This window comes from Flavobacterium bizetiae (genome assembly GCF_024271895.1).
Lineage (GTDB): Bacteria > Bacteroidota > Bacteroidia > Flavobacteriales > Flavobacteriaceae > Flavobacterium > Flavobacterium bizetiae.
Genome location: NZ_CP091861.1, coordinates 4,007,595 through 4,029,988, shown reverse-complemented (window position 1 = coordinate 4,029,988; position 22,394 = coordinate 4,007,595). Strand labels below are relative to the sequence as shown.

22 protein-coding genes are annotated in these 22,394 nt (G+C 32.7%); 6 read left to right on the top strand and 16 right to left on the bottom strand.

Going from position 1 to position 22,394, the window contains the following annotated elements; genetic code table 11:
* Nucleotides 1-38: 38 nt before the first annotated feature.
* The 6 genes from L0669_RS17150 to L0669_RS17125 all read right to left on the bottom strand — a co-directional run bounded on the left by L0669_RS17150 (nucleotide 39) and on the right by L0669_RS17125 (nucleotide 5,452).
* Nucleotides 39-1,139 (bottom strand): AI-2E family transporter, encoded by a 1,101-nt coding sequence (locus L0669_RS17150; RefSeq protein WP_263759002.1) that lies wholly within the window; start codon nucleotides 1,137-1,139, stop codon nucleotides 39-41.
* An 864-nt stretch (nucleotides 1,140-2,003) separates the two neighbouring features.
* Nucleotides 2,004-2,534, bottom strand: a complete 531-nt coding sequence (locus tag L0669_RS17145) for a mechanosensitive ion channel domain-containing protein (protein ID WP_173973026.1) — start codon at nucleotides 2,532-2,534, stop codon at nucleotides 2,004-2,006.
* Between the two features lie 11 nt (nucleotides 2,535-2,545).
* Nucleotides 2,546-3,130 carry a Maf-like protein gene (locus tag L0669_RS17140; protein WP_263759001.1) on the bottom strand — a complete coding sequence of 195 codons (585 nt, stop codon included), beginning with the start codon at nucleotides 3,128-3,130 and terminating at the stop codon, nucleotides 2,546-2,548.
* The gene (locus L0669_RS17135; protein ID WP_263758999.1) at nucleotides 3,123-4,049 is read right to left on the bottom strand and encodes a geranylgeranylglycerol-phosphate geranylgeranyltransferase; all 927 of its coding nucleotides are present in this window, start codon (nucleotides 4,047-4,049) and stop codon (nucleotides 3,123-3,125) included. Before L0669_RS17135 ends, L0669_RS17140 begins: the two co-directional genes overlap by 8 nt.
* Before the next feature lie 130 nt (nucleotides 4,050-4,179).
* Entirely contained in the window at nucleotides 4,180-4,707 is a 528-nt protein-coding gene (locus L0669_RS17130) for a KdsC family phosphatase (protein ID WP_173973028.1), read from the bottom strand.
* Nucleotides 4,691-5,452, bottom strand: coding sequence for a Rossmann-like and DUF2520 domain-containing protein (locus tag L0669_RS17125; protein ID WP_173973023.1), 762 nt, complete (start codon nucleotides 5,450-5,452; stop codon nucleotides 4,691-4,693). The genes L0669_RS17130 and L0669_RS17125 overlap by 17 nt, the downstream gene beginning before the upstream one ends.
* Before the next feature lie 122 nt (nucleotides 5,453-5,574).
* On the opposite strand from L0669_RS17125, the gene L0669_RS17120 reads away from it, so the two are divergent.
* The 4 genes from L0669_RS17120 to L0669_RS17105 all read left to right on the top strand — a co-directional run bounded on the left by L0669_RS17120 (nucleotide 5,575) and on the right by L0669_RS17105 (nucleotide 12,118).
* Entirely contained in the window at nucleotides 5,575-6,513 is a 939-nt protein-coding gene (locus L0669_RS17120; protein WP_263758998.1) for a hypothetical protein, read from the top strand.
* On the top strand, nucleotides 6,510-7,514 hold the full coding sequence (locus tag L0669_RS17115) for a tail fiber protein (protein WP_263758997.1): 1,005 nt from the start codon (nucleotides 6,510-6,512) through the stop codon (nucleotides 7,512-7,514). The genes L0669_RS17120 and L0669_RS17115 overlap by 4 nt, the downstream gene beginning before the upstream one ends.
* On the top strand, nucleotides 7,514-8,527 hold the full coding sequence (locus L0669_RS17110; protein ID WP_263758996.1) for a hypothetical protein: 1,014 nt from the start codon (nucleotides 7,514-7,516) through the stop codon (nucleotides 8,525-8,527). Before L0669_RS17115 ends, L0669_RS17110 begins: the two co-directional genes overlap by 1 nt.
* A gap of 378 nt (nucleotides 8,528-8,905) precedes the next feature.
* Complete coding sequence (locus L0669_RS17105) at nucleotides 8,906-12,118, top strand: cytochrome c biogenesis protein CcsA (RefSeq protein ID WP_263758994.1); 3,213 nt, start codon at nucleotides 8,906-8,908, stop codon at nucleotides 12,116-12,118.
* Nucleotides 12,119-12,562: 444 nt separating this feature from the next.
* Here L0669_RS17105 and arsB read toward each other — a convergent pair whose 3' ends face one another.
* The 7 genes from arsB to L0669_RS17070 form a co-directional block, all read right to left on the bottom strand.
* Nucleotides 12,563-13,624, bottom strand: a complete 1,062-nt coding sequence (gene arsB, locus L0669_RS17100; RefSeq protein ID WP_263758993.1) for an ACR3 family arsenite efflux transporter — start codon at nucleotides 13,622-13,624, stop codon at nucleotides 12,563-12,565.
* 1 nt (nucleotide 13,625) lies between these two features.
* A complete protein-coding gene (locus tag L0669_RS17095) occupies nucleotides 13,626-14,255 on the bottom strand; it encodes an arsenate-mycothiol transferase ArsC (protein ID WP_263758991.1) in 630 nt (209 codons plus the stop codon).
* 18 nt (nucleotides 14,256-14,273) lie between these two features.
* Nucleotides 14,274-14,747: a DUF6428 family protein gene (locus L0669_RS17090; RefSeq protein ID WP_263758989.1), complete on the bottom strand. Its 474-nt coding sequence runs from the start codon at nucleotides 14,745-14,747 to the stop codon at nucleotides 14,274-14,276.
* A gap of 18 nt (nucleotides 14,748-14,765) precedes the next feature.
* Nucleotides 14,766-15,098 carry an ArsR/SmtB family transcription factor gene (locus tag L0669_RS17085; protein WP_173973018.1) on the bottom strand — a complete coding sequence of 111 codons (333 nt, stop codon included), beginning with the start codon at nucleotides 15,096-15,098 and terminating at the stop codon, nucleotides 14,766-14,768.
* Between the two features lie 83 nt (nucleotides 15,099-15,181).
* Nucleotides 15,182-15,916: a DUF3667 domain-containing protein gene (locus L0669_RS17080; protein WP_263758988.1), complete on the bottom strand. Its 735-nt coding sequence runs from the start codon at nucleotides 15,914-15,916 to the stop codon at nucleotides 15,182-15,184.
* A gap of 194 nt (nucleotides 15,917-16,110) precedes the next feature.
* Nucleotides 16,111-16,899 carry an anti-sigma factor gene (locus tag L0669_RS17075; protein ID WP_263758987.1) on the bottom strand — a complete coding sequence of 263 codons (789 nt, stop codon included), beginning with the start codon at nucleotides 16,897-16,899 and terminating at the stop codon, nucleotides 16,111-16,113.
* Entirely contained in the window at nucleotides 16,899-17,429 is a 531-nt protein-coding gene (locus L0669_RS17070) for an RNA polymerase sigma factor (protein ID WP_173973015.1), read from the bottom strand. Before L0669_RS17070 ends, L0669_RS17075 begins: the two co-directional genes overlap by 1 nt.
* A 353-nt stretch (nucleotides 17,430-17,782) precedes the next feature.
* Between L0669_RS17070 and L0669_RS23680 the strand changes: the two genes are divergently transcribed.
* Both L0669_RS23680 and L0669_RS17065 read left to right on the top strand, forming a co-directional pair.
* Nucleotides 17,783-17,911, top strand: a complete 129-nt coding sequence (locus L0669_RS23680) for a hypothetical protein (protein WP_302773247.1) — start codon at nucleotides 17,783-17,785, stop codon at nucleotides 17,909-17,911.
* A gap of 365 nt (nucleotides 17,912-18,276) precedes the next feature.
* Nucleotides 18,277-18,864, top strand: coding sequence for a glutathione peroxidase (locus L0669_RS17065; RefSeq protein ID WP_173973224.1), 588 nt, complete (start codon nucleotides 18,277-18,279; stop codon nucleotides 18,862-18,864).
* A 366-nt stretch (nucleotides 18,865-19,230) separates the two neighbouring features.
* On the opposite strand, the gene pip is transcribed toward L0669_RS17065, so the two are convergent.
* The 3 genes from pip to L0669_RS17050 all read right to left on the bottom strand — a co-directional run bounded on the left by pip (nucleotide 19,231) and on the right by L0669_RS17050 (nucleotide 22,221).
* Nucleotides 19,231-20,148 carry a prolyl aminopeptidase gene (gene pip, locus L0669_RS17060; RefSeq protein ID WP_263758986.1) on the bottom strand — a complete coding sequence of 306 codons (918 nt, stop codon included), beginning with the start codon at nucleotides 20,146-20,148 and terminating at the stop codon, nucleotides 19,231-19,233.
* A 240-nt stretch (nucleotides 20,149-20,388) separates the two neighbouring features.
* The gene (locus L0669_RS17055) at nucleotides 20,389-20,886 is read right to left on the bottom strand and encodes a GNAT family N-acetyltransferase (protein ID WP_263758984.1); all 498 of its coding nucleotides are present in this window, start codon (nucleotides 20,884-20,886) and stop codon (nucleotides 20,389-20,391) included.
* Between the two features lie 156 nt (nucleotides 20,887-21,042).
* Nucleotides 21,043-22,221: a thioredoxin family protein gene (locus tag L0669_RS17050; RefSeq protein WP_263758983.1), complete on the bottom strand. Its 1,179-nt coding sequence runs from the start codon at nucleotides 22,219-22,221 to the stop codon at nucleotides 21,043-21,045.
* Between the last annotated feature and the right edge of the window lie 173 nt (nucleotides 22,222-22,394).

Below are 22,394 nucleotides of genomic sequence, written 5' to 3'. Positions count from 1 at the left end.
TAAATTAATAAGACTATTTTGTAAAAACGAGATACTATTTAATCTTCGGTTCGTGCTTTTCGAATTCTCCACGTAAATTTTCTCGGCATATGATTTCCCATTAAATATCCCCACGGTTCTAACGATTCAATTCGGTCAAATATTATCTTTAAAATTGCTAAAAGCGGAATTGCTAAAAACATACCCGATATTCCTGCTGCTGCGCCACCCACAATGATTCCGATGATGGAAACAAAAGCATTTATTTCAACTTTAGAATTAATAATTAAAGGCACTAATAAGTTGTTGTCTATCAACTGAACAATTACATTCACAATTAAAATACCTACGATTATTGAAGTATCTGCCGTTCCTGTTAAAGAAGCCAAAACGGTAATAATTCCAGCTATTAAAATTCCTATATAAGGTATAACATTAAGAATTCCGGTAATTAATCCTAAAAGAATAAAATATTTGATTCCGATGATCCAAAGTCCTAAAGCTGTTAATACAGACACGACTATCATTTCTATAATTAAACTAACAATGTAATTATTAATAGAAACTTTTATTTGAGATAAAATACCTTTTAATATAGAGTGATCTTCTTTATTAACCAGTTTTGCTAAAAACAGAATAAAGTGATCTTTGTACAATAAAAATAAAAAGGTATAAATAGGGATGATGGTACAATCTACCAAAAGATCAGTTATAGATAATAATGCTGAACCTATAGTTGCTTTTCCGTTTTGTACAGAATCTTTTGCAACCGTATCAATATATTTTTTTTGCTCGCCAATGCTTACATGAAAATTATCTTTTACAAATTTGTGAATATGCGTTATAAAGGCGTTGGCATTCTTTTTTATGGTGTCAAAATCATTCGCAATATCGCTCACCTGATAAGAGATGAAAATCAAAATCCCTACAATAAAAGCAGCAAAAATCAATATACAACATGCCGCAGCAAGATGTCTGGGGAATTTTAATCTGCCATGTAAAAAAGTAAAAATAGGAACTAATAAAACGGCAAATAAAAAGGCCATTAAAACAGGAGTGATAATGTCTTTTCCGGCACAGAAAATAAAAGCAAAAGAAATAAAGCTAACTAATATAAAAGCAAGTTTAGCATAAAACGGTAATTTTATGGTGCGAATCATTGTATTTTGGTGATTTAATAAAAAACTAGAATTTGGTAAAACAAATATTATATTTTATTTAAAAAATAACGTTTTAGCTTTTTCTTAATAGTTTATAAAATTCCCATTATAGTTTTTATTTTTCACCAGGAGTTGCACGAATTAGATTGAATTTTCTTTTGCCACAGATTAACACAGATTAAAAAGATTTTAAAAAACTGCTAAATCTACATTAATTTTTTTTCACCACGAATGACACGAATTAGCACGAATTTTATTTATTGGTGAAGATTAAATAAAAAAAAGACATAAAGCTTTGCGAACTTTTTCTGAAATTTTCAGCTCAAAAAAACTTTGTGAGCTTTGCGTAAATCTTTGCGGACTTTGCGGTTAAATATTGCCACAGATTAAAATGATTGTAATGATTAAAAAAAATCTGCTAAATCTGCGTGAAAAGTTTTCGCCAAGAATTACACGAATTAGCACAAATTTTATTTATTGGTGAAGATTAAATAAAAAAAAAGACATAAAGCTTTGCGAACTTTTTCTGAAATTTTCAGCTCAAAAAAACTTTGTGAGCTTTGCGTAAATCTTTGCGGACTTTGCGGTTAAATATTGCCACAGATTAAAAGGATTGTAATGATTAAAAAAAATCTGCTAAATCTGCTAAATCTGCGTGAAAAATTTTCGCCACGAATTACACGAATTAGCACGAATTTTATTTACTGATGAAGAATAAAAAAAATTAGACATATAGCTTTGCGAACTTCCCTGAAACTTTCAGCTCAAAAAAATTGCGATCTCTGCGTAAATCTTTGCGAACTTTGCGGTTAAATAATAAACAGATTAAAAGAATTTGCGGCAAAATCTAACCCTTAATTAATTTTAATCAAAAAACTCCTTTTCTTCATAATGCGCCGGCATAATAGAAATCCCTTTTTGAAGTAAAAGATTATTCGGGAAAATGATTTTCTCGCCTTCTTTCGTTTTTAGATTCACATGAAAAGCACTAATATCTTCGATTTCCGCCTCTATAGGAAAATCTTTATCATGAATTTTGATCGTATCTCCAATTCTAAAAGGAAAAGAAAAGAACAAAATCATTCCGGAAGTAATATTACTTAAAATAGACCATTGCGCAAACATAGCCACACCAATTACAGTCGCGATGGAAGAAACCGTGATAAAAATATCTTTAGTTTCAACCCCCCAAATAACAATCAAGCTAATCGTAACCAATATATTCATTAGTATATGAATGTATTTCACTACCAAATTGGTTCGATGCTCTAATAAATGACTTGTACTGGCGTAACGACGAATTAATTTTGCCACAATAACCCTTAAAGCTGCGAGAGCAATTAGTATTATTATCGTGCTTAAAATTTCGTGGCTATATTCTTTTAAGGAAAACATAAATATTTTTTTTACACTAAAGTACTCAAATATTCGTAAACTTTAGCTGTTGGCAAGCCCATAACATTAGTATAAGATCCCTCAACTTTTGCAACTGCCATAAAACCAAACCATTCCTGAATACCATAAGCACCGGCTTTATCGTAAGGTTTGTAGTTTTCTATGTAATATAAAATCGATTCGTCTGATAAATCTTTGAATGTTACTTTTGTTACATCATTGATCACGGTTGAAGTGAAGCTTGTTCTAAAACATACCGATGTAAAAACTTCGTGGGTATCATTAGACATTGATTTGATCATTTCAAAAGCTTCTTCGGCATTTTTTGGTTTTCCTAAAGCTTTATTCTGATGCCATACTATTGTATCGCTGGTAATCAAAATCTCGTTCTCTTTAAGTTCTCCATCAAATGCACTTGCTTTTAATGCGGCCAAATAATCGGTGATTTCAGCTGCTTCTAATTCAGGAGGATATATTTCTTCAATTTCTTTTAATCTTATTTCGAAATCAAGATCCAAATCCTTAAAAAACTGTTGTCTGCGTGGTGATCCTGAAGCCAGAATTAAAGTATATTTTTTTAATTTTTCTTTAAGCATTGTACTTGATATTTAGGGTAATAACTAGAATAGATAAAATTCCGAAGAATAAAATGAGTTTTAAAACTGTACTCAAATGATGGTAATCTTTATTTGATTTTGCCGAAACGATTTTTACAATAAAATATAAAAGAGGCGCCAGAACAAAAGCAAAAGCGTAAAATGTAGCTATAAAAAGATTATTTTGGAAAAAATAAAGATTGACATATAATAAACACAATATAAAAGCAATAACAGCAAAACCCACTGCTATTTTTGCAGCCCTGCTAATTCCTATTGCGATAGGTAATGTATTCATTCCTTGATTGTAATCGCCATTTACATCTTCGATATCTTTAACTATTTCACGAATAAAATTAATCATAAAAGCAAACAAAGCATAATCCGTTAGTATAGAAAAAAAGCTCGCCATTTGCGCCTGATTTTCTGAATTAACTGCCGGAAAAAGATCAAAAACACCAATGATTAATACACTTACAGAAAGCAAGAGCGCTACAACAAAATTGCCTAAAATCATGATTTGTTTTAAAGTCGTTGCGTAGAAATAAAGCAATGATGCGATCAAAATAAACAGTGAAGCAAAACCGGGTCTTAAAATGATATTAGACAAAACAAAACCAAGAGCAACGCCTGTAATATTAAGTCCAATATAAATGTTGTAAGCAGCAGTTTCTGAGATTCCTTTACCAATTACAACATCTTGCGGTTTATTAATGGTGTCTGTGGCAACATCATATATATTATTTATAACATAACCCGCTGCAGCCAATAAAACAGTACTCAAAACCAATAATCCATATTGCCAGTCAGACAGCGCTAATGGAATATTTTGTTGTTTTAAAAAAGCATAACGAAACAATAGCTGCATAAAAGCGAGCATCAGTAGGTTCTTATATCGAATGAGTTTGAGGAATTTCATTTTTTTTAAGGTTCTGAGTGACTAAGTTAAAAAGGGGCTAAGTTTTTACTTGGAATCTTTGTCAAAGTTTTAAACTTTGACAAAGAAAATGTTACTGTTAATAACTGAAAACTGAGACTGTGACTGAAAACTAGTCATGTTTCCCGCTAAAATGTTCCATCCATTTTTCCTGTACTTTCATTACTTGTTCGATCACGTCTCTTGCAGCGCCTTTTCCACCTTTTACGTGCGAAACATAACGGCAAATATTCTTGATTTCAGGACTTGCGTCTTGCGGGCAAGTTGGTAAACCTACTAATTTCATTACATGAAAATCTGGAATATCATCACCCATATACAACACCTGTTCAGGTTTAATATTATAAGTTTCAGTATATTCTTTAAAAGTCGCTACTTTATCAGGAGTTCCTAAATGAATGTCTTTAATTCCCAGATTACGTAAACGAACACGAACGCCTTCATTGCTTCCGCCAGAAATAATACAAACATTGTAGCCACTTTCTACAGCTGCTTTCATAGCATAACCATCACGGATATTCATTGTGCGAAGTATTTCTCCTTCATTAGTTACAAAAACCGAACTGTCTGTAAGTACGCCATCAACATCAAAAACAAAAGTCGTGATGTCGTTCATTATTTCTTTAAAGTGCTTGTCTATCATCTTGAATAGATTGTGTTAGAAGTTTATAGATATTTTTTTGATTTTCATTGTTTAAATACGCCAAATGCGATTCGATTGTCACCGAATCATTTCGTTTTGCAGGTCCGGTTTGCGCATCTACAGGGTTTAAAGTATTTATTTTTTCGGCAGTTTCTTGTATTAACGGCTTTAAGATTTCGAAAGGAACTTTATGTTCAGTACAAATTTCCTGTCCAATTTGATATAAATGATTCGTAAAATTATTTACAAAAACTGCTGCTACATGCAATGCCTTTCTCTGATCAGAGTTAATAGCAAATACAGCATTAGAGATACTTTTAGCAACAGTTTCTAAAACACGAAAGTCGAATGTATTTTCAGCTTCTAAGCAAAGTGGAATGATCGAAAAATCGATTTCTTTGTTTTTAGAAAATGTTTGAAGCGGATAAAAAACACCCTTTCTGTTTTTGGCATCCAAAACATCAAGCGAAGCCGCACCAGAAGTATGCACAACGATTCGGTTTTGAAAAGGCAATTGTTTAGAAACATCAGCAATAGCCTTGTCTGAGACGGCAATAATGTACAAATCACTTTCCAGCAATTCTTCGAAATCGCTTGTAATTTTATCAAATTCAATTAGAGAACTTAAAGTTTCTTTTTTTCTGGAATAAACCTGTACAATTTCTACAAGTTCACTTTTGGTGAAAGCTTTTATCAAATGCTGGGCAACATTGCCTGAACCAATTATTGTTATTCGAATCATATCGCAAAATTAGCATTATTTTTTTATTATTATTTTGAAAAGTACTTATAAAAACAAGATTTATTTATAGGTAAATTCAGGTGAAAAAATTACTTTTAGCGGAAATTTATACTAAAATTAAAATGAGAAAAATATTATTACTAGCCTTGGCTTTATATACATCAAATAATACTTTGAATGCACAAGTCATCAATGGAGATAATTCTTACGGAACCATACTTGCCACTGCGACTGAAAATCAATTTTCACTATATTCTAAAACGCTTTCCACCCAACCCGTAAATAGTGAGTCATTTAGATTGGGTTTAAAACACAATAATGACGAAAACAATGGATTTATTTCATTTTATAGAGGAATGAGTACTTCTGGAGGGTTTATGGGGTTTTCAACAAATGGAACAGAAAGAATGCGTATAGCTAGCAATGGAAACATTGGTATCGGTTCAGAATCCCCAAATGGTTTACTTGATATTCGAAGAACTACTTTAAATGCAGGAGGACAATCAGTTGTTAATATTATTGGTTCTACTTGGGCTGGTGATGGCGCAAGTCTAGTCCTTAATCAACTATGGAATGATCAATCATACAAAACAATTATTGATAATTTCGGAGGAAATAATGCTCAAACAGGATCAGGTTTAAAAGTACAAACATCTTATTGGAACGGAACTGAAGTTAAGACTATTACTTCACTAACATTAACACCAGGAGGTAATTTAGGAATAGGCCAGACAGACCCTCAAAACAAACTAGATGTAAACGGGACAATTCATTCTAAAGAAGTTAGAGTTGATATGCTTGGATGGTCAGATTTTGTTTTCAAAAAAGAATATAATTTACCAACGCTTGAAGATGTTGAAAAACACATTAACGAAAAAGGACATTTAGAAAATATTCCAAATGAAGAAGAAGTTTTGAAAAATGGAATTAATCTTGGTGAAATGAATGCCAAGCTTTTGCAAAAAATAGAAGAAATGACTCTTTATATGATTGATATAAAAAATAAACAATCAGAATTAGAAAATGAACTTCACCAACTTAAAACGAAATTAAAGCAATGAAAAAAATAACTACTATACTTACGATTTTATTCGTCACAACAGTATCATTCTCTCAGCAAATTGGAGATGGTTTAGCACCTGGTATTGATAATTTTAATAATCCTCTTAGTTCAGGGCTATATAGCGGCCTAAATCCTATAGGGCGAATTCCTGATACAAGTCATATTTGGAGTCACTTATTTGTAATTAGACACGGAAATCTCAATAATCATTTTCAATTGCAAATTGCTTCATCGTATGTAGAAAATGAAAGATTGTTCTTTAGGAAATTGGCAGGGATTTCAAATCCAGCTTGGGTAGAATTAGCAACAAGAGGGGCTAATAGCTTTACTGGAAATCAAATTATTGACGGGGATGTAGTTATAGGCACAAATAATAATGTAGCAAAGTTAACTATTCAAGCGAGTCCCGATGGTTTTCCAACACCATTAAAAGCTATAAGTATTAAGGGGCCAAATTCACCGGAAAATGCTAATTCCGCTAGGGATATAAGCTGGGATTTTGCTGCGGCAGGATCAGCTTCCATAAGAAGTTATAGGGGAAATAATTATGATACTTATTTACAATTTCTAACCAATCCCAATTCAGCAAGTGGTAATGTACCACAAACTCGTTTGCATATAAATGACGATGGTAATATTGGAATTGGTACAACAAACCCTCAAAACAAACTAGATGTAAAAGGAACGATTCACTCCCAGGAAGTTAAAGTTGATATGGAAGGATGGTCAGATTTTGTCTTTAAAAAAGAATATAATTTACCAACGCTGGAAGATGTTGAAAAACATATTAATGAAAAAGGACATTTAGAAAATATTCCAAACGAAGAAGAAGTTTTGAAAAATGGAATTAATCTTGGTGAAATAAATGCTAAACTTTTACAAAAAATTGAGGAAATGACTCTTTATATGATAGATATGAAAAAGGAGAATATTGAAATGAAAACTAAACAAATACAATTAGAAAATACAGTTAAAGAATTTATTAATAAATTAAAATAATGAGAAAAATATTATTAACTACACTACTGTTGTCTCAAGTAAATTTCGCTCAAAGCTTTTTTCCAACTGATGGCGGTAATGTTGGTATAGGAACCTTAAATCCTACTAGTAATCTAGAGATAAGAGAGACTATTAGTACTAGTATTCCTTCGGGGCTAACCGCTCCAACTAAATCAATTTTAAAATTTTCTAGAAACGGAACTAATGGTTATAGTTATAATGAAAATGCGGAATTTAGACTTGGTCACGGAGGCAATAGTTTTTATGGCAGTAAACTTGATTTATATATAAATGGCAATTCGAACACCAATTCTATCCCAGACCAACACGTTATGACGTGGAATTACGATGGAAGTGTTGGTATTGGAACAGACACACCAATTGCCAAGCTGCATGTCAATAATGGAAATAATTCTTATGGAGCTATACTTGCTAATAGTAGCGAACTACCGTTTTCGTTATATACTAAAACCATAAATACAGATATTATCAATGGTGAATCATTTCGTATAGGTCTGAAGTATGCTAATGACGAGAATAATGGTTTTATATCTTTTTATAGAGGAGCAGGCACCATAGGTGGATTTCTTGGATTCGCAACTTATGGAATAGAAAGATTACGTATATCTAACAATGGTAATGTAGGTATAGGTATAACAAATCCTCAAAATAAACTAGACGTAAATGGAACAATTCATTCTAAAGAAGTAAAAGTAGATATGATTGGTTGGTCAGATTTCGTGTTCAAAAAAGAATTTAATTTACCAACACTCGCAGAAGTTGAAAATCATATTAATGAAAAAGGGCATTTAGAAAACATACCAACCGAAGAGGAAGTATTAAAGAACGGAATTAATTTAGGGGAAATGAATGCCAAACTGTTACAAAAAATTGAGGAGCTTACATTATACGCAATAGAACAAGAAAAAGAAATAAGAACACTTAAAGAAGAAAATAAATCTTTTAAAAAACTATCAGACAGACTTTCTGCAATTGAACAAAAGATTAAATAGTTTATTTTTCTAAAGAAAATAGTCAAAGTAGAGTTTACCCACAGATTGCACAGATTAAAAAGATTTTAATCGCGCATTATTTTGTTAATGATATGCAAACGTGCATTAAAACGGGATATTTTACAAACTCAGGCAATTTTAAACCTTACGAAAACAGATTCATTATCATAAAAACTCTTCAAGTCTTATAGCGCCAAACTCAAAGCCACTTTTACAATAAATGATGCAATTGTAATTTTGTAAAACTAAGCGTACATTTTCATCAATTTGACTAAAAATCACACCCTATTTTTGGTTTTTATTAACAAACTTCAAATATTGGAACTCAACATTTTTAAGTACTTTTGTGCCACTTTTATACAATGTAATTCCTCAAAAATGGATAAAAAAATATTCTCTTTTTTGTTTTCTACACGATTAATGTCTGTTCTTTTTTTAACATTTGCTATCGCAATGGGTATTGGTACTTTTATCGAAAGTAAATACAATACAGACACAGCCCGAATTCTAATTTATAATACATGGTGGTTTGAAGCAATAATGGTCTTCTTTTTGATCAATTTCTTCGGAAATATCAAGCGTTACCAATTGCATAAAAAAGAAAAATGGGCAACACTTATACTTCACTTAGCTTTTATTTTTATTCTTATAGGAGCTTTTATTACGCGCTATATCAGTTACGAAGGAATGATGCCAATTCGTGAAGGCGCTGCCGAAAATCAAGTCTATTCAGACAAAACATTCTTAACTGTTTTTGCAGACGGAGAATACAAAGGCGAAATGAAACGTAGAGTTTTTGACAAGCCATTATTATTCTCGCCGGTAACCAATAACGATTTTACACTTTCAGGTAAATTCGACGAAACTCCTTTTGAAGTAACTTACGTTAACTACATCATGGGAGCTAAAGAAGTAATAAAACCATCTGCAAACGGAACTTTATATCTTAAATTGGTAGAAGCGGGAGCAGGCGGACGTGAAGAACATTTTCTAAAAGAAGGAGAAGTTCAAAACATTCATAATGTATTATTTGCATTAAACAAACCTACAGAAGGCGCTATCAATATTAATACAACTGGTGAAAAATATACCATTCAAACTCCTTTTGAAGGAGAGTTTATGCGAATGGCAGATAAATTAAAAGGATCTGTAACCAAAGATGATATTCAGCCGCTTATGATGCGTTCTTTATATAGTATTGGAGATATCCGAATCGTTTTTCCTGATCCTGCTGTAAGAGGAGTTGTTGATTACGAATCGAATAACGATTATAAAGCCAAATCTCACCACGATGCTTTGGTAGTAAAAGTTAAAGCCGATGGGCAGGAAAAAGAAGTACGTCTTTTAGGATCAAAAGGTAGCGTAGGGGAGCCTCAAACCGTAAAAATTGGTAAAATCGAATACAGTTTATTCTACGGAAGTAAAGCTTATATCTTACCTTTTAAAGTAAAATTAAACGACTTTATCGCGACAAAATATCCTGGTACAGAAAAAAGTTACTCTTCTTTTGAGAGTAAAGTAACCGTTCAGGATTCTACAGAAACTTTTGATGCCAGAATTTTCATGAACAACGTTTTAGATTATAAAGGATACAGATTTTTTCAATCTTCATTCGATCCGGACGAAAAAGGAACAGTATTATCTGTAAACCACGATTTCTGGGGAACTTCTATTACTTATTTTGGATATTTTATGTTATACTTTGGTTTAATGGCTATTATGTTTACCAAACATTCTCGTTTTGCTGATCTAAAACGTAAATTAGAGAATGTAAAAAAGAAAAAATTAATTACGATTCTGGTTTTAATGCTAAGTTTCGCTGGTTTCGCTCAGGCACCTCACGTTCATACAGAGGGAGATGGTCATGATCACAGTCATAATCACGCACCTGCAGATCCTAACGATCATGCCAATCACGTAACTGCAGCACCAAGTCAGAAACAAATTGATTCGTTATTAACGATTTATAAAGCTCCGGTAGCACACGCCGCTAAATTCGGACGTTTGATTATTCAGGATGCCGGAGGTAGAATGAAACCTATCAATACATTCTCATCTGAATTGTTAAGAAAAGTAAGCCATAAAGATACCTACAACGGAATGAATTCTGATCAGGTTTTCTTGTCAATGACGCAATACGCTCAGGTTTGGATACAAGTTCCGCTTATTTATCTGAATACAAAAGACGATAGTATTCGTAGAATTATTGGTGTAGACAGAAAAGCAAAACTGGTACCGTTTGTAAAATTCTTTGACGAAAACGGAAACTATAAATTATCTCCTTATTTAGATGCGGCATATAAAGCAGCGAATCCAAATAGTTTCGAAACAGATTTTATCGAAACAGATAAAAAAGTAAACCTGATGGAATCTGCTTTAAGCGGAAGTATCCTGAGAATTTTCCCAATTCCGAATGATCCGGGTAATAAATGGATTTCGTACTTAGAATTACAAAATGCAGGTTTAAAAGGCATGGATTCTACCTATGTAAAACAAATTCTGCCTTTATATTTTAGCGCTTTAAATAACGGATCAATTTCTAAAAACTTCGATACTGCCGATCATTTGGTTGAAAGTATAGATGGTTTTCAAAAGAAATTCGGAAGTAAAGTACGTCCAAGCGATAAGAAAATCGACCTTGAAATCGCATACAACACCTACAACATTTTACCAAAAATGTTCTACTGGTATTCACTTGCCGGAATCTTCATGTTGATCTTTACACTTTTCAGTACTTTCTTTGATAAAAAATGGCTTCGCATTACCGTAAATGGTTTTCATATATTAATAGGAGTAATATTTGCATTTCATACCATCGCCTTAATAGCCCGTTGGTACATTTCAGGTCACGCACCTTGGAGTAACGCTTACGAAGCAATTGTTTATGTGGCATGGGCAACCATGTTCTTCGGACTGGCTTTCGATCGCAAATCGAAACTTACCGTTGCATCAGCAGCATTCGTAACAGCAATGATCTTTTTTGCTGCAGACGCCAACTGGATTGATCCTGAAATTGCAAACCTGCAACCCGTTCTTAACTCATATTGGTTAATGATTCACGTAGCAGTAATCGTAGGAAGTTATGGTCCGTTTGCATTAGGAATGATTCTTGGTTTTGTCGGATTAATTTTGATCTTCTTTACCAACGACAAGAACAAGGCAAAAATGGACTTAAACATCAAAGAAATTACCTATATCAACGAAATGTCCTTAACAATTGGTCTAATCATGCTTACCATTGGTAACTTCCTTGGAGGACAATGGGCCAACGAAAGCTGGGGACGTTACTGGGGATGGGATCCAAAAGAAACCTGGGCATTAATCTCGATTATGGTGTACGCCTTCGTAATTCACGCTCGTTTTGTTCCTTCATTAAGAGGACAATGGTTTTTTAATTTAATGAGTATGTTTGCCTTCGTATCGATCTTGTTTACTTATTACGGAGTAAACTTTCACCTCGTAGGATTACACTCTTATGCAAGTGGAGAAGCACATTCATTAAGCTGGATCTGGTATTCATTAGGAACAATTTCCCTTATCGGAATTCTAACATATCCAAAATACCGCAAGTATTATAAAAAGAAAAAATAATAACTAAGGTATTTTATTAATTCACAAAAAAGGTTCAACATCACGTTGAACCTTTTTTTATGCAATATTGTAGTTGATTAAAAGAATTAGGAGCTATTTCCTGCACCCGAGCCTGAAAGAGCGAATTGGCGAAGCAATCCGTTCCAATCTTTTGTGCCGAACACCGGCACAAAAGGATTTCCTCTTCTATCAGGGCTAGGAGATTCGTTTTCAATATAATTCTATCAAAATAAAAAAGTAATTCAGAAGAACGCTGAAATAAAATTCAAATTATAATTCAGCATAAAACAAAACCAGCATTTTTAGCCATTCAAGTATAATATATCCAGGTTTATATATTATTACATAATAGAAAACCCACAGCCAAAACCGTGGGTTATATTAAATAGGATAAAACAATTAAAAAAAAACTTAGCAACTCAGAATCTTAGTCCCTCAGCCCCTTTAAAAAAAAAATCTCTTTCGAAACCAGAAAGCCACATTTACCAAAGCAATTAAAGCTGGAACTTCAACCAAAGGACCAATAACACCCGTAAAAGCCTGACCACTATTAATACCAAAAACACCAATCGAAACAGCAATAGCCAACTCAAAGTTATTTCCCGTAGCAGTAAAAGCAATCGAAGTACTTTTAGAATAATCGGCACCAAAATACTTTCCGGTAAAGAAACTAATCACAAACATTAACCCAAAATAAATCGCTAACGGAACCGCAATTCGCAACACATCCATCGGGATCTGAACGATCAATTCACCTTTCAAACTAAACATCAGTACAATTGTAAATAATAATGCAATCAGTGTAATAGGAGAGATGAACGGAATATATTTGTGCTCAAACCATTCTTCGCCTTTGAGTTTAATCAAACCATATCGGGTTATAATCCCTAATGCAAACGGAATTCCCAGATAAATCCCCACACTTTTAGCAATTTCTATCATGCTGATATCAACTGTAAAACCTGAATATCCAAAATAAGGAGGCAAAACGGTGATAAAAATGTAGGCGTAAACGCTGTAAAGTAAAACCTGAAAAATACTGTTCAGCGCAATAAGACCAGCCGCATATTCGCGGTTACCTTCTGCGAGATCATTCCAGACTACTACCATGGCAATACAACGCGCTAACCCAATTAAGATTAGACCAATCATATATTCAGGATAATCTTTTAAGAATAAAAGAGCCAAAAAGAACATTAAAACAGGACCAACAATCCAGTTCAAAAAAAGAGAAGCACCCAGAATTTTGGTATTTTTAAATACTTCTCCCATCTTTTCGTATTTCACTTTTGCAAGTGGCGGGTACATCATTAAAATTAAACCAATCGCCAACGGAATATTAGTACTTCCGCTAGAAAACGAATTAATGAAACTTCCGCTTGACGGAAAAAAATAACCCACAGAAACTCCAATAAGCATCGCAAGGAAAATCCAAAGCGTTAAAAAACGATCCAGAAAGCCTAATTTCTTTTTCTCAACAACAGGATAACAATGATTTAACGACATTTTATTTTTTTATTAGAGAGAAAACATAAAACATTTCAGTAGCAATTTGAAGGCTTCTTTCGTGATATTTTTCTGTTTGTTCGGGTGCATTATCAAAAACTTTTGGATCATCATAAGTAACCGCAATTCTTTTTTCGGCTCCAGCAATAAAAGGACAACCACCATCCGCTTGCGAACAAGTCATAATAGCTGCAAACTGACTTTCCGGATTAAACTCATCTTCGTATGTTTTAGAAAAGCCAATAATTGGCGCTTCGTTTTCTGAGAATTTAATCGCATAAACGGGATTATTCCCTTCAGACAATTTCTGGATTGTAAATCCCGAATCTGCCAGCGCTTCAGCAACTTTCGGGAACAAAGCGGTAGCTTCAGTTCCGCCAGAATAACAATAAACATTTTGAATTCCGTAATAATGAGCAGCTGTTTGCGCCCAAACCTGAGATAAATGACTTCGTCTTGAATTGTGTGTACAAATAAAATTCAATCTAATTTCGCTTTGCTGCTCCAACTTCGACCTGATAAAATCAACAAGCGGTTGTAGCGTATTTTTGCGATCTTTAGCAATAGATTCAAAATCAAAAGACGGAATTAAAGATTCAATTTTTGGCAATAAAATATTTTGATTCGACATTTTTATAACCTTTTAAGTTTAACAACAAGTTCCGCCAGGCGTACAAGAATTGCCTTCATCAGTATGCAATTGCGTCAGTTTTAATTTTGGCTTATCAGACGGAATTCCGCATTGATCCTGCGCTAAACAAGCCGTAGTTTTATTCAGTAATAAAAAATCTTTTCCGTTAAAACCTAAATCATATTTTCCAATAGTCGTATTTTGATATTCTACTTCGATTTCAAAATCTTCAATTCCTAAAACTTTTTCAGAAAGTGTTATGATATGAATTAATTTTTGTGGTTTTAAACGATGTTCGTAATCGTTCGCATCCCAAAGCTGAAAATTGACAACCGTTTCTTTGCGAACCACGCCGCCACAATCGATAAAGTTTTTAGTGACCAAACCCACTTCTGTCACGTGAAAATATTCCGGAACAAATTTTCCGTCAGGAAGTTGAAAGTTTACTGCCTCAACAGTAGTAAGTATTTGTTTAATTTCTGAAAGTTTCATAATAATTAGATTTAATAGTTAACAACATTCGTTTTTTCTTTTTTCTAAATGAAGATCTACCTGAGTAAAGAAAAATTTAATTTTCTCGAACCCAACTTCATTTATACAATAGCAAATCGCATTTCCTTCGATATTTCCTTTTATAAGACCGGCATTTTTTAGTTCTTTTAAATGCTGGGAAACCGTTGGCTGTGAAAGCGGTAATTCGTTTACAATATCACCGCAAATACATGCATTTACTTTAAGTAAGTATTGAATAATAGCAATTCGTGCAGGATGACCTAAAGCTTTTGTTAAAATAGCCAATTCGTTTTGGTCGTCTGTAAAATGATCTGTTTTTGTAGCTCCCATCGTTATATTTTTATATTGCAATATTACGATATAGATATTTATAAAAAAAGAAAACTATAAAAATTTTTGTTTTTTTTAAGGTTTCATACAGCGAGTCTCCCGGTCAATATCATTATAATAGCCGTAAATACAAGGAAACAAACTAAAAAGATAATATGACTTAAAACGGATAAAAAGAAAGCCTTTACTATTGAAATTTTATTGAAGAACTGAATATTTGTCCAAAATATCAAAACAATATCAACGGCATAAATAAAACTCGTAACCTTCTGAATTTCTTCAGTTCCATTAAAATAAATCAACAACGGAAACAATAAGATATGCGCAAAAAGCTTTTGAGAAGCTTTAAAAGTATTCAGGACAAAATATTCTACAAAATTATAACCTTGATTTCGAAAACAAATATAGGTCCCAAGAGTAAAGAGGGGTATAGTCGCAATGGTTACCCATGAAAAATGAGTCGACATCCATTCGTTGAAGTCGCCATAATTTAAATTCTCAGCAGGCACATCAGGAAGTAAATTAATTTTAAAATAATGATATAAAACTCCGTAAAGCGTTGCCAGGACCACAACCAAAGACAAAGGTTTGAAATGGTTCACTCTTTTTCCTTCTATAAATTCCCGGATAGAATTTCCCGGTCTGGTAAATAATTGTTTTAAGGAATATAGAATACCTTTATCAAAATGCAATAATCCGTGCTGAATATCATGCCATAAAAAATGCCAGTTTATTTTGTGCGTTTCAGTAGACTGACCGCAATTATTACAATAATTTCCGGTATATTTTTGGTGACAGTTTTTGCAAATGATTTCCATTGTCAGACGTGTTAATTTTTGTTCTTTCCATTCCTTGAGGATATATAATCATCAATAAAATGATTTGTAAAAGTAGAGTTCAGTTCACGGTTGTAGTGAATTGGTTAATAGTGAGTTATCAGAATTAAAAATAATAAAAAAACGCACATTAAAATAAATTAATATGCGTTCTGAGTTTTATGCTAAGTTTATTTTTAAACTTTTCCTAAAGTATACAGTTGTGTCATTGTTGGAGTTAAACTTCCGCCCGCAGGCTCAAGCGTGATTCCAAATGCTTCTGCTGAATCTGTTTGGCTTACAGCAAAGATTTTTTGACTGTTTCCTTCAAAATTATCCAGCAAACCAATACTTGTTGGCGTAAGTACCGGGCTTAATTTTAAAGACCAAACCTGATAAACCATTCCTTTAGGCGGAGTAGGTAAACCTGCAGCATCTATATACGTAGTTTTAGTAGCTTTATTCCAATACACTTTTGCAAATGAATTAGGAGAAACTGCCTGACCACCAAGTGTTACACCAGTGTTTTTAATATCCCTAACAATAGTTAAGTTTTTCTCTGTTTCCTTATTTTGCTGATCTAAGAAAGCATATTCTCTCTGTATTTTATTTTTCTCATTTCCAACAGTAGAAATAGCTTCTTTTGTTTTGGTAAGTTCCAGAGTTTGGTATCCAAGTCCTAGCAATAACAATACTGCTGCAGCCCAGCCCACATATTGAGACCATGGCGATGCAGGTTTCATGTCGACTACCTTGCCGTGTTTCAATTCTAATCGCGCCTTTATCTTTTCGAAATTGGCTACCGAATGAAAAGGAGAGAAGCTTGATGATAACGCTACAATAGCTTTTTCTATCTCAATAATTTCCCTATCCATTTCGGGATTTTTCTTAGCCATTTCGGCTATTTCCAGATTTTCAGTTTCGGTCAATAAACCGTAAACATACAATTCGAGAATTCCTGAGTCTATATATTCTTGTGCTTCCATTATATTTTTAAATAATTACGTAAATCGTTAATACAGTTTCTGTTATGTGTTTTGATAGTTCCCAATGGCAGTGCCAATTCTTCTGAAGCTTCTTGTTGGGTATATCCTTTAAAAAATAATAAATCAATAATCTCAATACATTTTGGTTTCAGTTTCTTTACAAATTCTTGAATTCCAATGGTATCAATTCTATTAACGAGTTTATTACTGTCGTCTAACAGATTTACGAAATTATCTGAAGAAAGGTTTTTTTGGCTATTATTAAAATTTTTAGATCTCAGCTTGTCAATCGATGTATTCCTAGCAATATTAAGGATCCAGGTATAAAATCTGCCTTTGCCCTCATTATAAGTATCAATATTTTTCCAGATTTTGACAAAAACTTCCTGCAAAACATCTTCGGCTTCTTCGCGATTTTTAATCAGGACGTTGATGACCGAAAACAAACTTTTCGAATACATATCATACAAATGGGTAAAAGCTCTTTCGTCTTTTTTGTAAATTAAAACTAGCAATTCATCTTGACTCATAGATTTAGGTTTTTAAGCTTAAACAAAATTTTCGTATACATTTTTATAGATTGAGATAAAGATAATTTATTTTTTTGTGAAAATTAGTTTTTTTTTAATAGTCCGAAACCTAGTAAAATAAGGGGTTTAAAAAAAATATTGATTTTTTTTCACTTTTTTAAAACCAAAAGCAAACCTATTACGTAAATGCTATTATAACATCAAACGATAATGCTGAAAAATAGCAGAAGAAAGAAAAGAGCTTCAAAAGAATAATATTAAAGTTGTTTTTGCGGGAGATGATAGATAGAAAATTAACAGTTGTTAAAGATTTAAAGCGTAAAGGAAATCTCAATAAATAAAAATTGAAAGAAATGAACAACGTATATAATGTAAGAATACTAATTGTAGGATTAACAACAGTGCTTTCTTTGACAAGTTATAACAATGCCAATTTTAAAAATGGTTTTGCAACCATTATAAATAGAAACAGTAATAATTAAAGATATAAAATAGTTGATGTCCTTGGACTTCCAGACCGAAATTTATACAGAAACTGAAATATCATTATTTACGCCCTTAAAAACCAGTAGAAAAAAATAAACGCCATTTTATAAGACATTAGATGAAAGATATTAAGATTCAAAAACTGTAATTTCAATATAACCAAGGCGTCAACTATAATTTTAACTAACAGAAATAAAGATTACAATTAAATTCATGGTTTGATTTGTTTGTATGGGGGGAAGCCTAGCGTCTGATTAACGCTAGGCTTCAATTTTTTATTTAACTTATGTTTAATAAAAATAAAGCAGTCAAAATATTATCCGAAAACAGTTTTTAACTAATTTTATAAAAAAATTAATCGATGAAAAAAATAGCATTTATCGCTTGCAGCCTTGTCTTATTTGTGAGTTCACAAATTCAGGCTCAAACCAGTAAAAACAAAATCTCTAAAACAGATAAAGCCATGGCAAAAGAAAACATTTATCAATTTAAAGTGCAGGATTTATCAGGAGATACCTTTGATTTTGCATCTCTAAAAGGAAAAAAAGTTATGATCGTAAATACCGCTTCAAAATGCGGATTAACGCCTCAGTACAAAGATCTTGAAGCCATCTACAAAGAATATAAAGACAAAGGCTTTGTAATTGTAGGTTTCCCGGCTAATAATTTTGCTTCGCAAGAACCTGGAACAAACAAAGAAATCGAAACATTTTGCCAACAAAACTACGGAGTAACTTTCCCAATGATGGACAAAGTTTCTGTAAAAGGAGACGATATGTGCGAAGTATACAAATTCCTGACTCAAAAATCGAAAAACGGTTTGCAGGATTCTGAAGTTGAGTGGAATTTCCAGAAATACCTAATCAACGAAAAAGGCGAATTAGTAAAAGTTATCAAACCAAGAACATTACCTACAGATCCTGAAGTAATCAATTGGATAAAAAGTTAATAGCAACTATCTCAACCAAAAAATCCACAAATTTGAATCAATTTTCAAGTTTGTGGATTTTTTTTGCTTTATAATTACGTTAGCTTTTGGTACGCGGATCAAACGGATTCACTAATGCGAAAACGCTGATTAGAACGGATTATTTTTTGTTAGTGTTTTAATATTATTATGAAAACGAATGCCCTAGCCCCGATAGAAGTGGAAATCCTTTTGTGGCGTGGTTCGCCACAAAAGATTGGAATGGATAGCGGATTGGCTCCTAAAAAAAAGCAACATCTAGCTTTGCGAACCTAAAAAAAACTTTATTAGCGCTACTTGCATTAAAAACTTTGCGGACTTTGCGGTAAAAATATACACACCAATAATTTACTGATTCAAAATTTCTATAATAGTTTGTTCAATTCCGGGTTCAGAATCCGAATGTCCTGCGTTTTCAATATACAACGTAGATCTTTTGAGCTTATGATGTAATGTTTCAGCGTACTGAACCGGACAAATAGCATCATATTTTCCGTGAACTATGGTCGTTGGTATATTATCTAAAATTTTTATATTATCTAGTACATAGTTGTCTTCAATAAAGCAGTTATTCCCCAAATAGTGAGCCTCCATAATGGCTAAAGACTCAAATGGGAATTCTTTTATAACAGCCTCAATTTCATTTTCGGTTATTCCTTTCTTAAAAATCGATATTTCATAAAATACCCATTCGTAACAAAAGAACTTTTTGTTTTCCGGGCTTCCGTTCAGCATTTGATTCAGATAATAAGCCGGAATACTTAAACCTGAATCCGTTGGTACATTACCTTTAAATCTAGACCATTCCTTAGGAAACTCGTTTTCGACACTGCCATTTAAATAATGATCAATTGATTTTTTATCTCCTAAAAATACACCTCTCAGCAAGAGACTTTTTACTTTTTCCGGATTTTGTATCGCAAATACCAAACTTAAAGTTGTTCCCCAGGAACCGCCAAAAATATTTATCTTTTCGATTTTGAGATAGGAGAGAAGCGCATTAATATCATTAACCAAATCCTGAGTCGTATTTTCTTTTATGCTGCCAAAAGGCTTGCTTTTAGCAGATCCTCTTTGATCAAAAAAGACAACTTTATGTTTTTTAAAATCAAAAAAACGTTTGTCATGCTCTGAAAATCCTGCTCCGGGACCACCGTGAACAAATAAATAAATTTCACCATCGTCAGCGCCACAAACCTCATAATAGATTTCATGAAGTTCACTAACTTTAAGATAGCCCGTTTGTATTGGATAGTCTGTACTCAATAGTTGTAGATTAAAATTAGTTCTTTATAAATTAAACTCTTACGTTCGAAACGACAAAATAAATACTTAGATCAAGCTTTGCGAACTCAAAAAAAGCAACATTTTTCATAGTGAACTTTGCGTAATTCTTTAGCGTGCTTTGCGGTAAAAAAACATTACAGTAAAATTGTTATCAAAAAGAGAAAAAATCTGCGTTAATCAGCGTTTTCGCGCTAGCGAATCCGTTTCATCTGCGTGCCATTATTTCAAAATCAATTGCATAAAAACCAAATCAAGCCAATGATCGAATTTATAACCCACTTCACGAATGGTTCCCGTTGCCACAAAACCAAATCGTTCGTGAAAAGCAATACTTCCGGCATTATCAGCATCGATCGCGCCAATCATTACATGATAGCCTTGTTCTTTGGCCAAACGAATTAGTTCAAGTAAAAGTTTAGATCCGATGCCTTTACCAATAATAGTATCAACAACATAAACAGAATGTTCAACGGTATATTGATATCCGAGTTTCTCACGAAATTGTCCGTAACTTCCAAACCCAACAACTTCACCATCTAGTTCCGCAACGACAATAGGGAGGTTTTTAGCAGTTTTATCTTCAAACCATTTGGTCTGAACATCGATAGTTTGAATCTCATAATTATAATTTGCAGTAGTATGCAAAATAGAGTGGTTTACAATTTCTAGAATTTTTTCTAAATCGTTGGTTGTGGCTGGTCTAAGTATTACGTCCATTTTGTTTTTGGTAGTTTTTGTCCCGAATTCATGAATTCAAGTCTATTTTAATTGTTATTTTGTTTTAAGTTTAATGCTATCCAAATTATTTTACTGCTTCCAGAAACGGTATTAGATTGGAATTTGGAATTTGAATATTGAATTTTTACTCTCACTTTATTTCTTATTGAGTTCAGCTAATAAAGTATCTGCATCCTTAGTTCCCCAATCCATTTCTACAGCAATTGTCCTGGCATCTTTGGCATATTTTAAAGCCGATTTTTTATCTTTTATCTTGTTATAAAGCCTTGCTACAAGTAAATTACCATCGTAAGAATCATTTAATTCAAGAGAATGTTTTACCCATGAAATGCATTTTTTCAAACTTTCGGTATCAGAAATATGTTTTAAATAAGTCTGGCCAATTTCTTTAAGGAAACTTGCATCATTCCAAACTAACTTTTCGGTACTTTCAAGTGTTACTTTTTTATAGAAATCCCATTTTTCAGTTCTTTCTGCTAGAGTTAAATCGAATTTAAAAACCAGTGAATCCGTTTTTTGCAATCGGATAGATTTCGCAACTTCTCTTTGTTTGTAATAATTTATTGTATCCAGACCATCAACATAGGGGCGGAGTAATTCAGTAACAATACTTTCAATTTTACGATCGACACGATTTTGAGAAGCTACAGCAGCAAAATCTTTCTGATGGCTTAAAACATATTGAAATTCTCTTGATTTAATATCCGTTACACCATTGGCAATCACGCGCCAATTGAGTTCACTCACCAATTGCGCATCAGATTGTGTATTCAAATAAACATGTGTTGGAATTGATAAATCTGTTCTGTCTTTTCCTTTTTTCAGCGTATTCAAATAAGCAAAAAATGCATTAGAATTGCTCGGATCATTCATGAATTGTTTTTCTAAATAAGGTAATTGCATTCGCAGATTTAAAGCATAATTCACTTCGGTCATAAAATCTGCCTTTTTCGATTCACCTTTAAGCGCATACAAAAGCGTTTCTGTGGCAGGATCAATAAATAAAAAAGTAGGCAAAGATTTGGTATTATACTTGTCTTTAAGTGCAATTCCTTCTTCTTTTTCGACATTTTTCCAAACGCAAACATAGTTTTTCTTCAAAAAATCCATTACTGCCGGATCGCTAAAAACTTCCTTTTTCATCTGATTACAATGCGGACACCAATCAGCATAAAGCATTACAAAAAGAGGTTTTTCCTGAGTTTTAGCATTTTCTAAGGCTGTTTTATACGGTGTGTCGTCAGGAACAAACTGATTTTGAGAATGTAAGACTTGTAAGGATACAAAAAGAAAGAAAATAGAGAAGAAACGCATAAAGAGTTTATTTTATTAATAAATCTGATTTACAAATATATCTCCTTTTTCTAAAAACAGCCCTTAATATCTTCCTATTTATAAGTTAAATCCAACACGAAGTTTGTAACTTTGTGTTTATGAAAAAGAAATCTTAGACTTTTAGATTTTCTTTAAAAAATAATACACATAAG

Bases quoted from the DNA above. Each gene is read 5' to 3' on its own strand.
- L0669_RS17110 (WP_263758996.1), top strand. From the start codon at position 7,514: ATGAGAAAAATATTATTAACTACACTACTGTTGTCTCAAGTAAATTTC.
- arsB (WP_263758993.1), bottom strand. From the start codon at position 13,624: ATGTCGTTAAATCATTGTTATCCTGTTGTTGAGAAAAAGAAATTAGGC.
- L0669_RS17080 (WP_263758988.1), bottom strand. From the start codon at position 15,916: ATGGAAATCATTTGCAAAAACTGTCACCAAAAATATACCGGAAATTAT.
- L0669_RS17095 (WP_263758991.1), bottom strand. From the start codon at position 14,255: ATGTCGAATCAAAATATTTTATTGCCAAAAATTGAATCTTTAATTCCG.
- L0669_RS17085 (WP_173973018.1), bottom strand. From the start codon at position 15,098: ATGGGAGCTACAAAAACAGATCATTTTACAGACGACCAAAACGAATTG.
- L0669_RS17140 (WP_263759001.1), bottom strand. From the start codon at position 3,130: ATGCTTAAAGAAAAATTAAAAAAATATACTTTAATTCTGGCTTCAGGA.
- L0669_RS17125 (WP_173973023.1), bottom strand. From the start codon at position 5,452: ATGATTCGAATAACAATAATTGGTTCAGGCAATGTTGCCCAGCATTTG.
- L0669_RS17115 (WP_263758997.1), top strand. From the start codon at position 6,510: ATGAAAAAAATAACTACTATACTTACGATTTTATTCGTCACAACAGTA.
- L0669_RS17065 (WP_173973224.1), top strand. From the start codon at position 18,277: ATGAAAAAAATAGCATTTATCGCTTGCAGCCTTGTCTTATTTGTGAGT.
- L0669_RS17050 (WP_263758983.1), bottom strand. From the start codon at position 22,221: ATGCGTTTCTTCTCTATTTTCTTTCTTTTTGTATCCTTACAAGTCTTA.
- L0669_RS23680 (WP_302773247.1), top strand. From the start codon at position 17,783: ATGAACAACGTATATAATGTAAGAATACTAATTGTAGGATTAACAACA.
- L0669_RS17075 (WP_263758987.1), bottom strand. From the start codon at position 16,899: ATGGAAGCACAAGAATATATAGACTCAGGAATTCTCGAATTGTATGTT.
- L0669_RS17120 (WP_263758998.1), top strand. From the start codon at position 5,575: ATGAGAAAAATATTATTACTAGCCTTGGCTTTATATACATCAAATAAT.
- L0669_RS17070 (WP_173973015.1), bottom strand. From the start codon at position 17,429: ATGAGTCAAGATGAATTGCTAGTTTTAATTTACAAAAAAGACGAAAGA.
- L0669_RS17090 (WP_263758989.1), bottom strand. From the start codon at position 14,747: ATGAAACTTTCAGAAATTAAACAAATACTTACTACTGTTGAGGCAGTA.
- L0669_RS17055 (WP_263758984.1), bottom strand. From the start codon at position 20,886: ATGGACGTAATACTTAGACCAGCCACAACCAACGATTTAGAAAAAATT.
- L0669_RS17145 (WP_173973026.1), bottom strand. From the start codon at position 2,534: ATGTTTTCCTTAAAAGAATATAGCCACGAAATTTTAAGCACGATAATA.
- L0669_RS17105 (WP_263758994.1), top strand. From the start codon at position 8,906: ATGGATAAAAAAATATTCTCTTTTTTGTTTTCTACACGATTAATGTCT.
- L0669_RS17135 (WP_263758999.1), bottom strand. From the start codon at position 4,049: ATGAAATTCCTCAAACTCATTCGATATAAGAACCTACTGATGCTCGCT.
- L0669_RS17150 (WP_263759002.1), bottom strand. From the start codon at position 1,139: ATGATTCGCACCATAAAATTACCGTTTTATGCTAAACTTGCTTTTATA.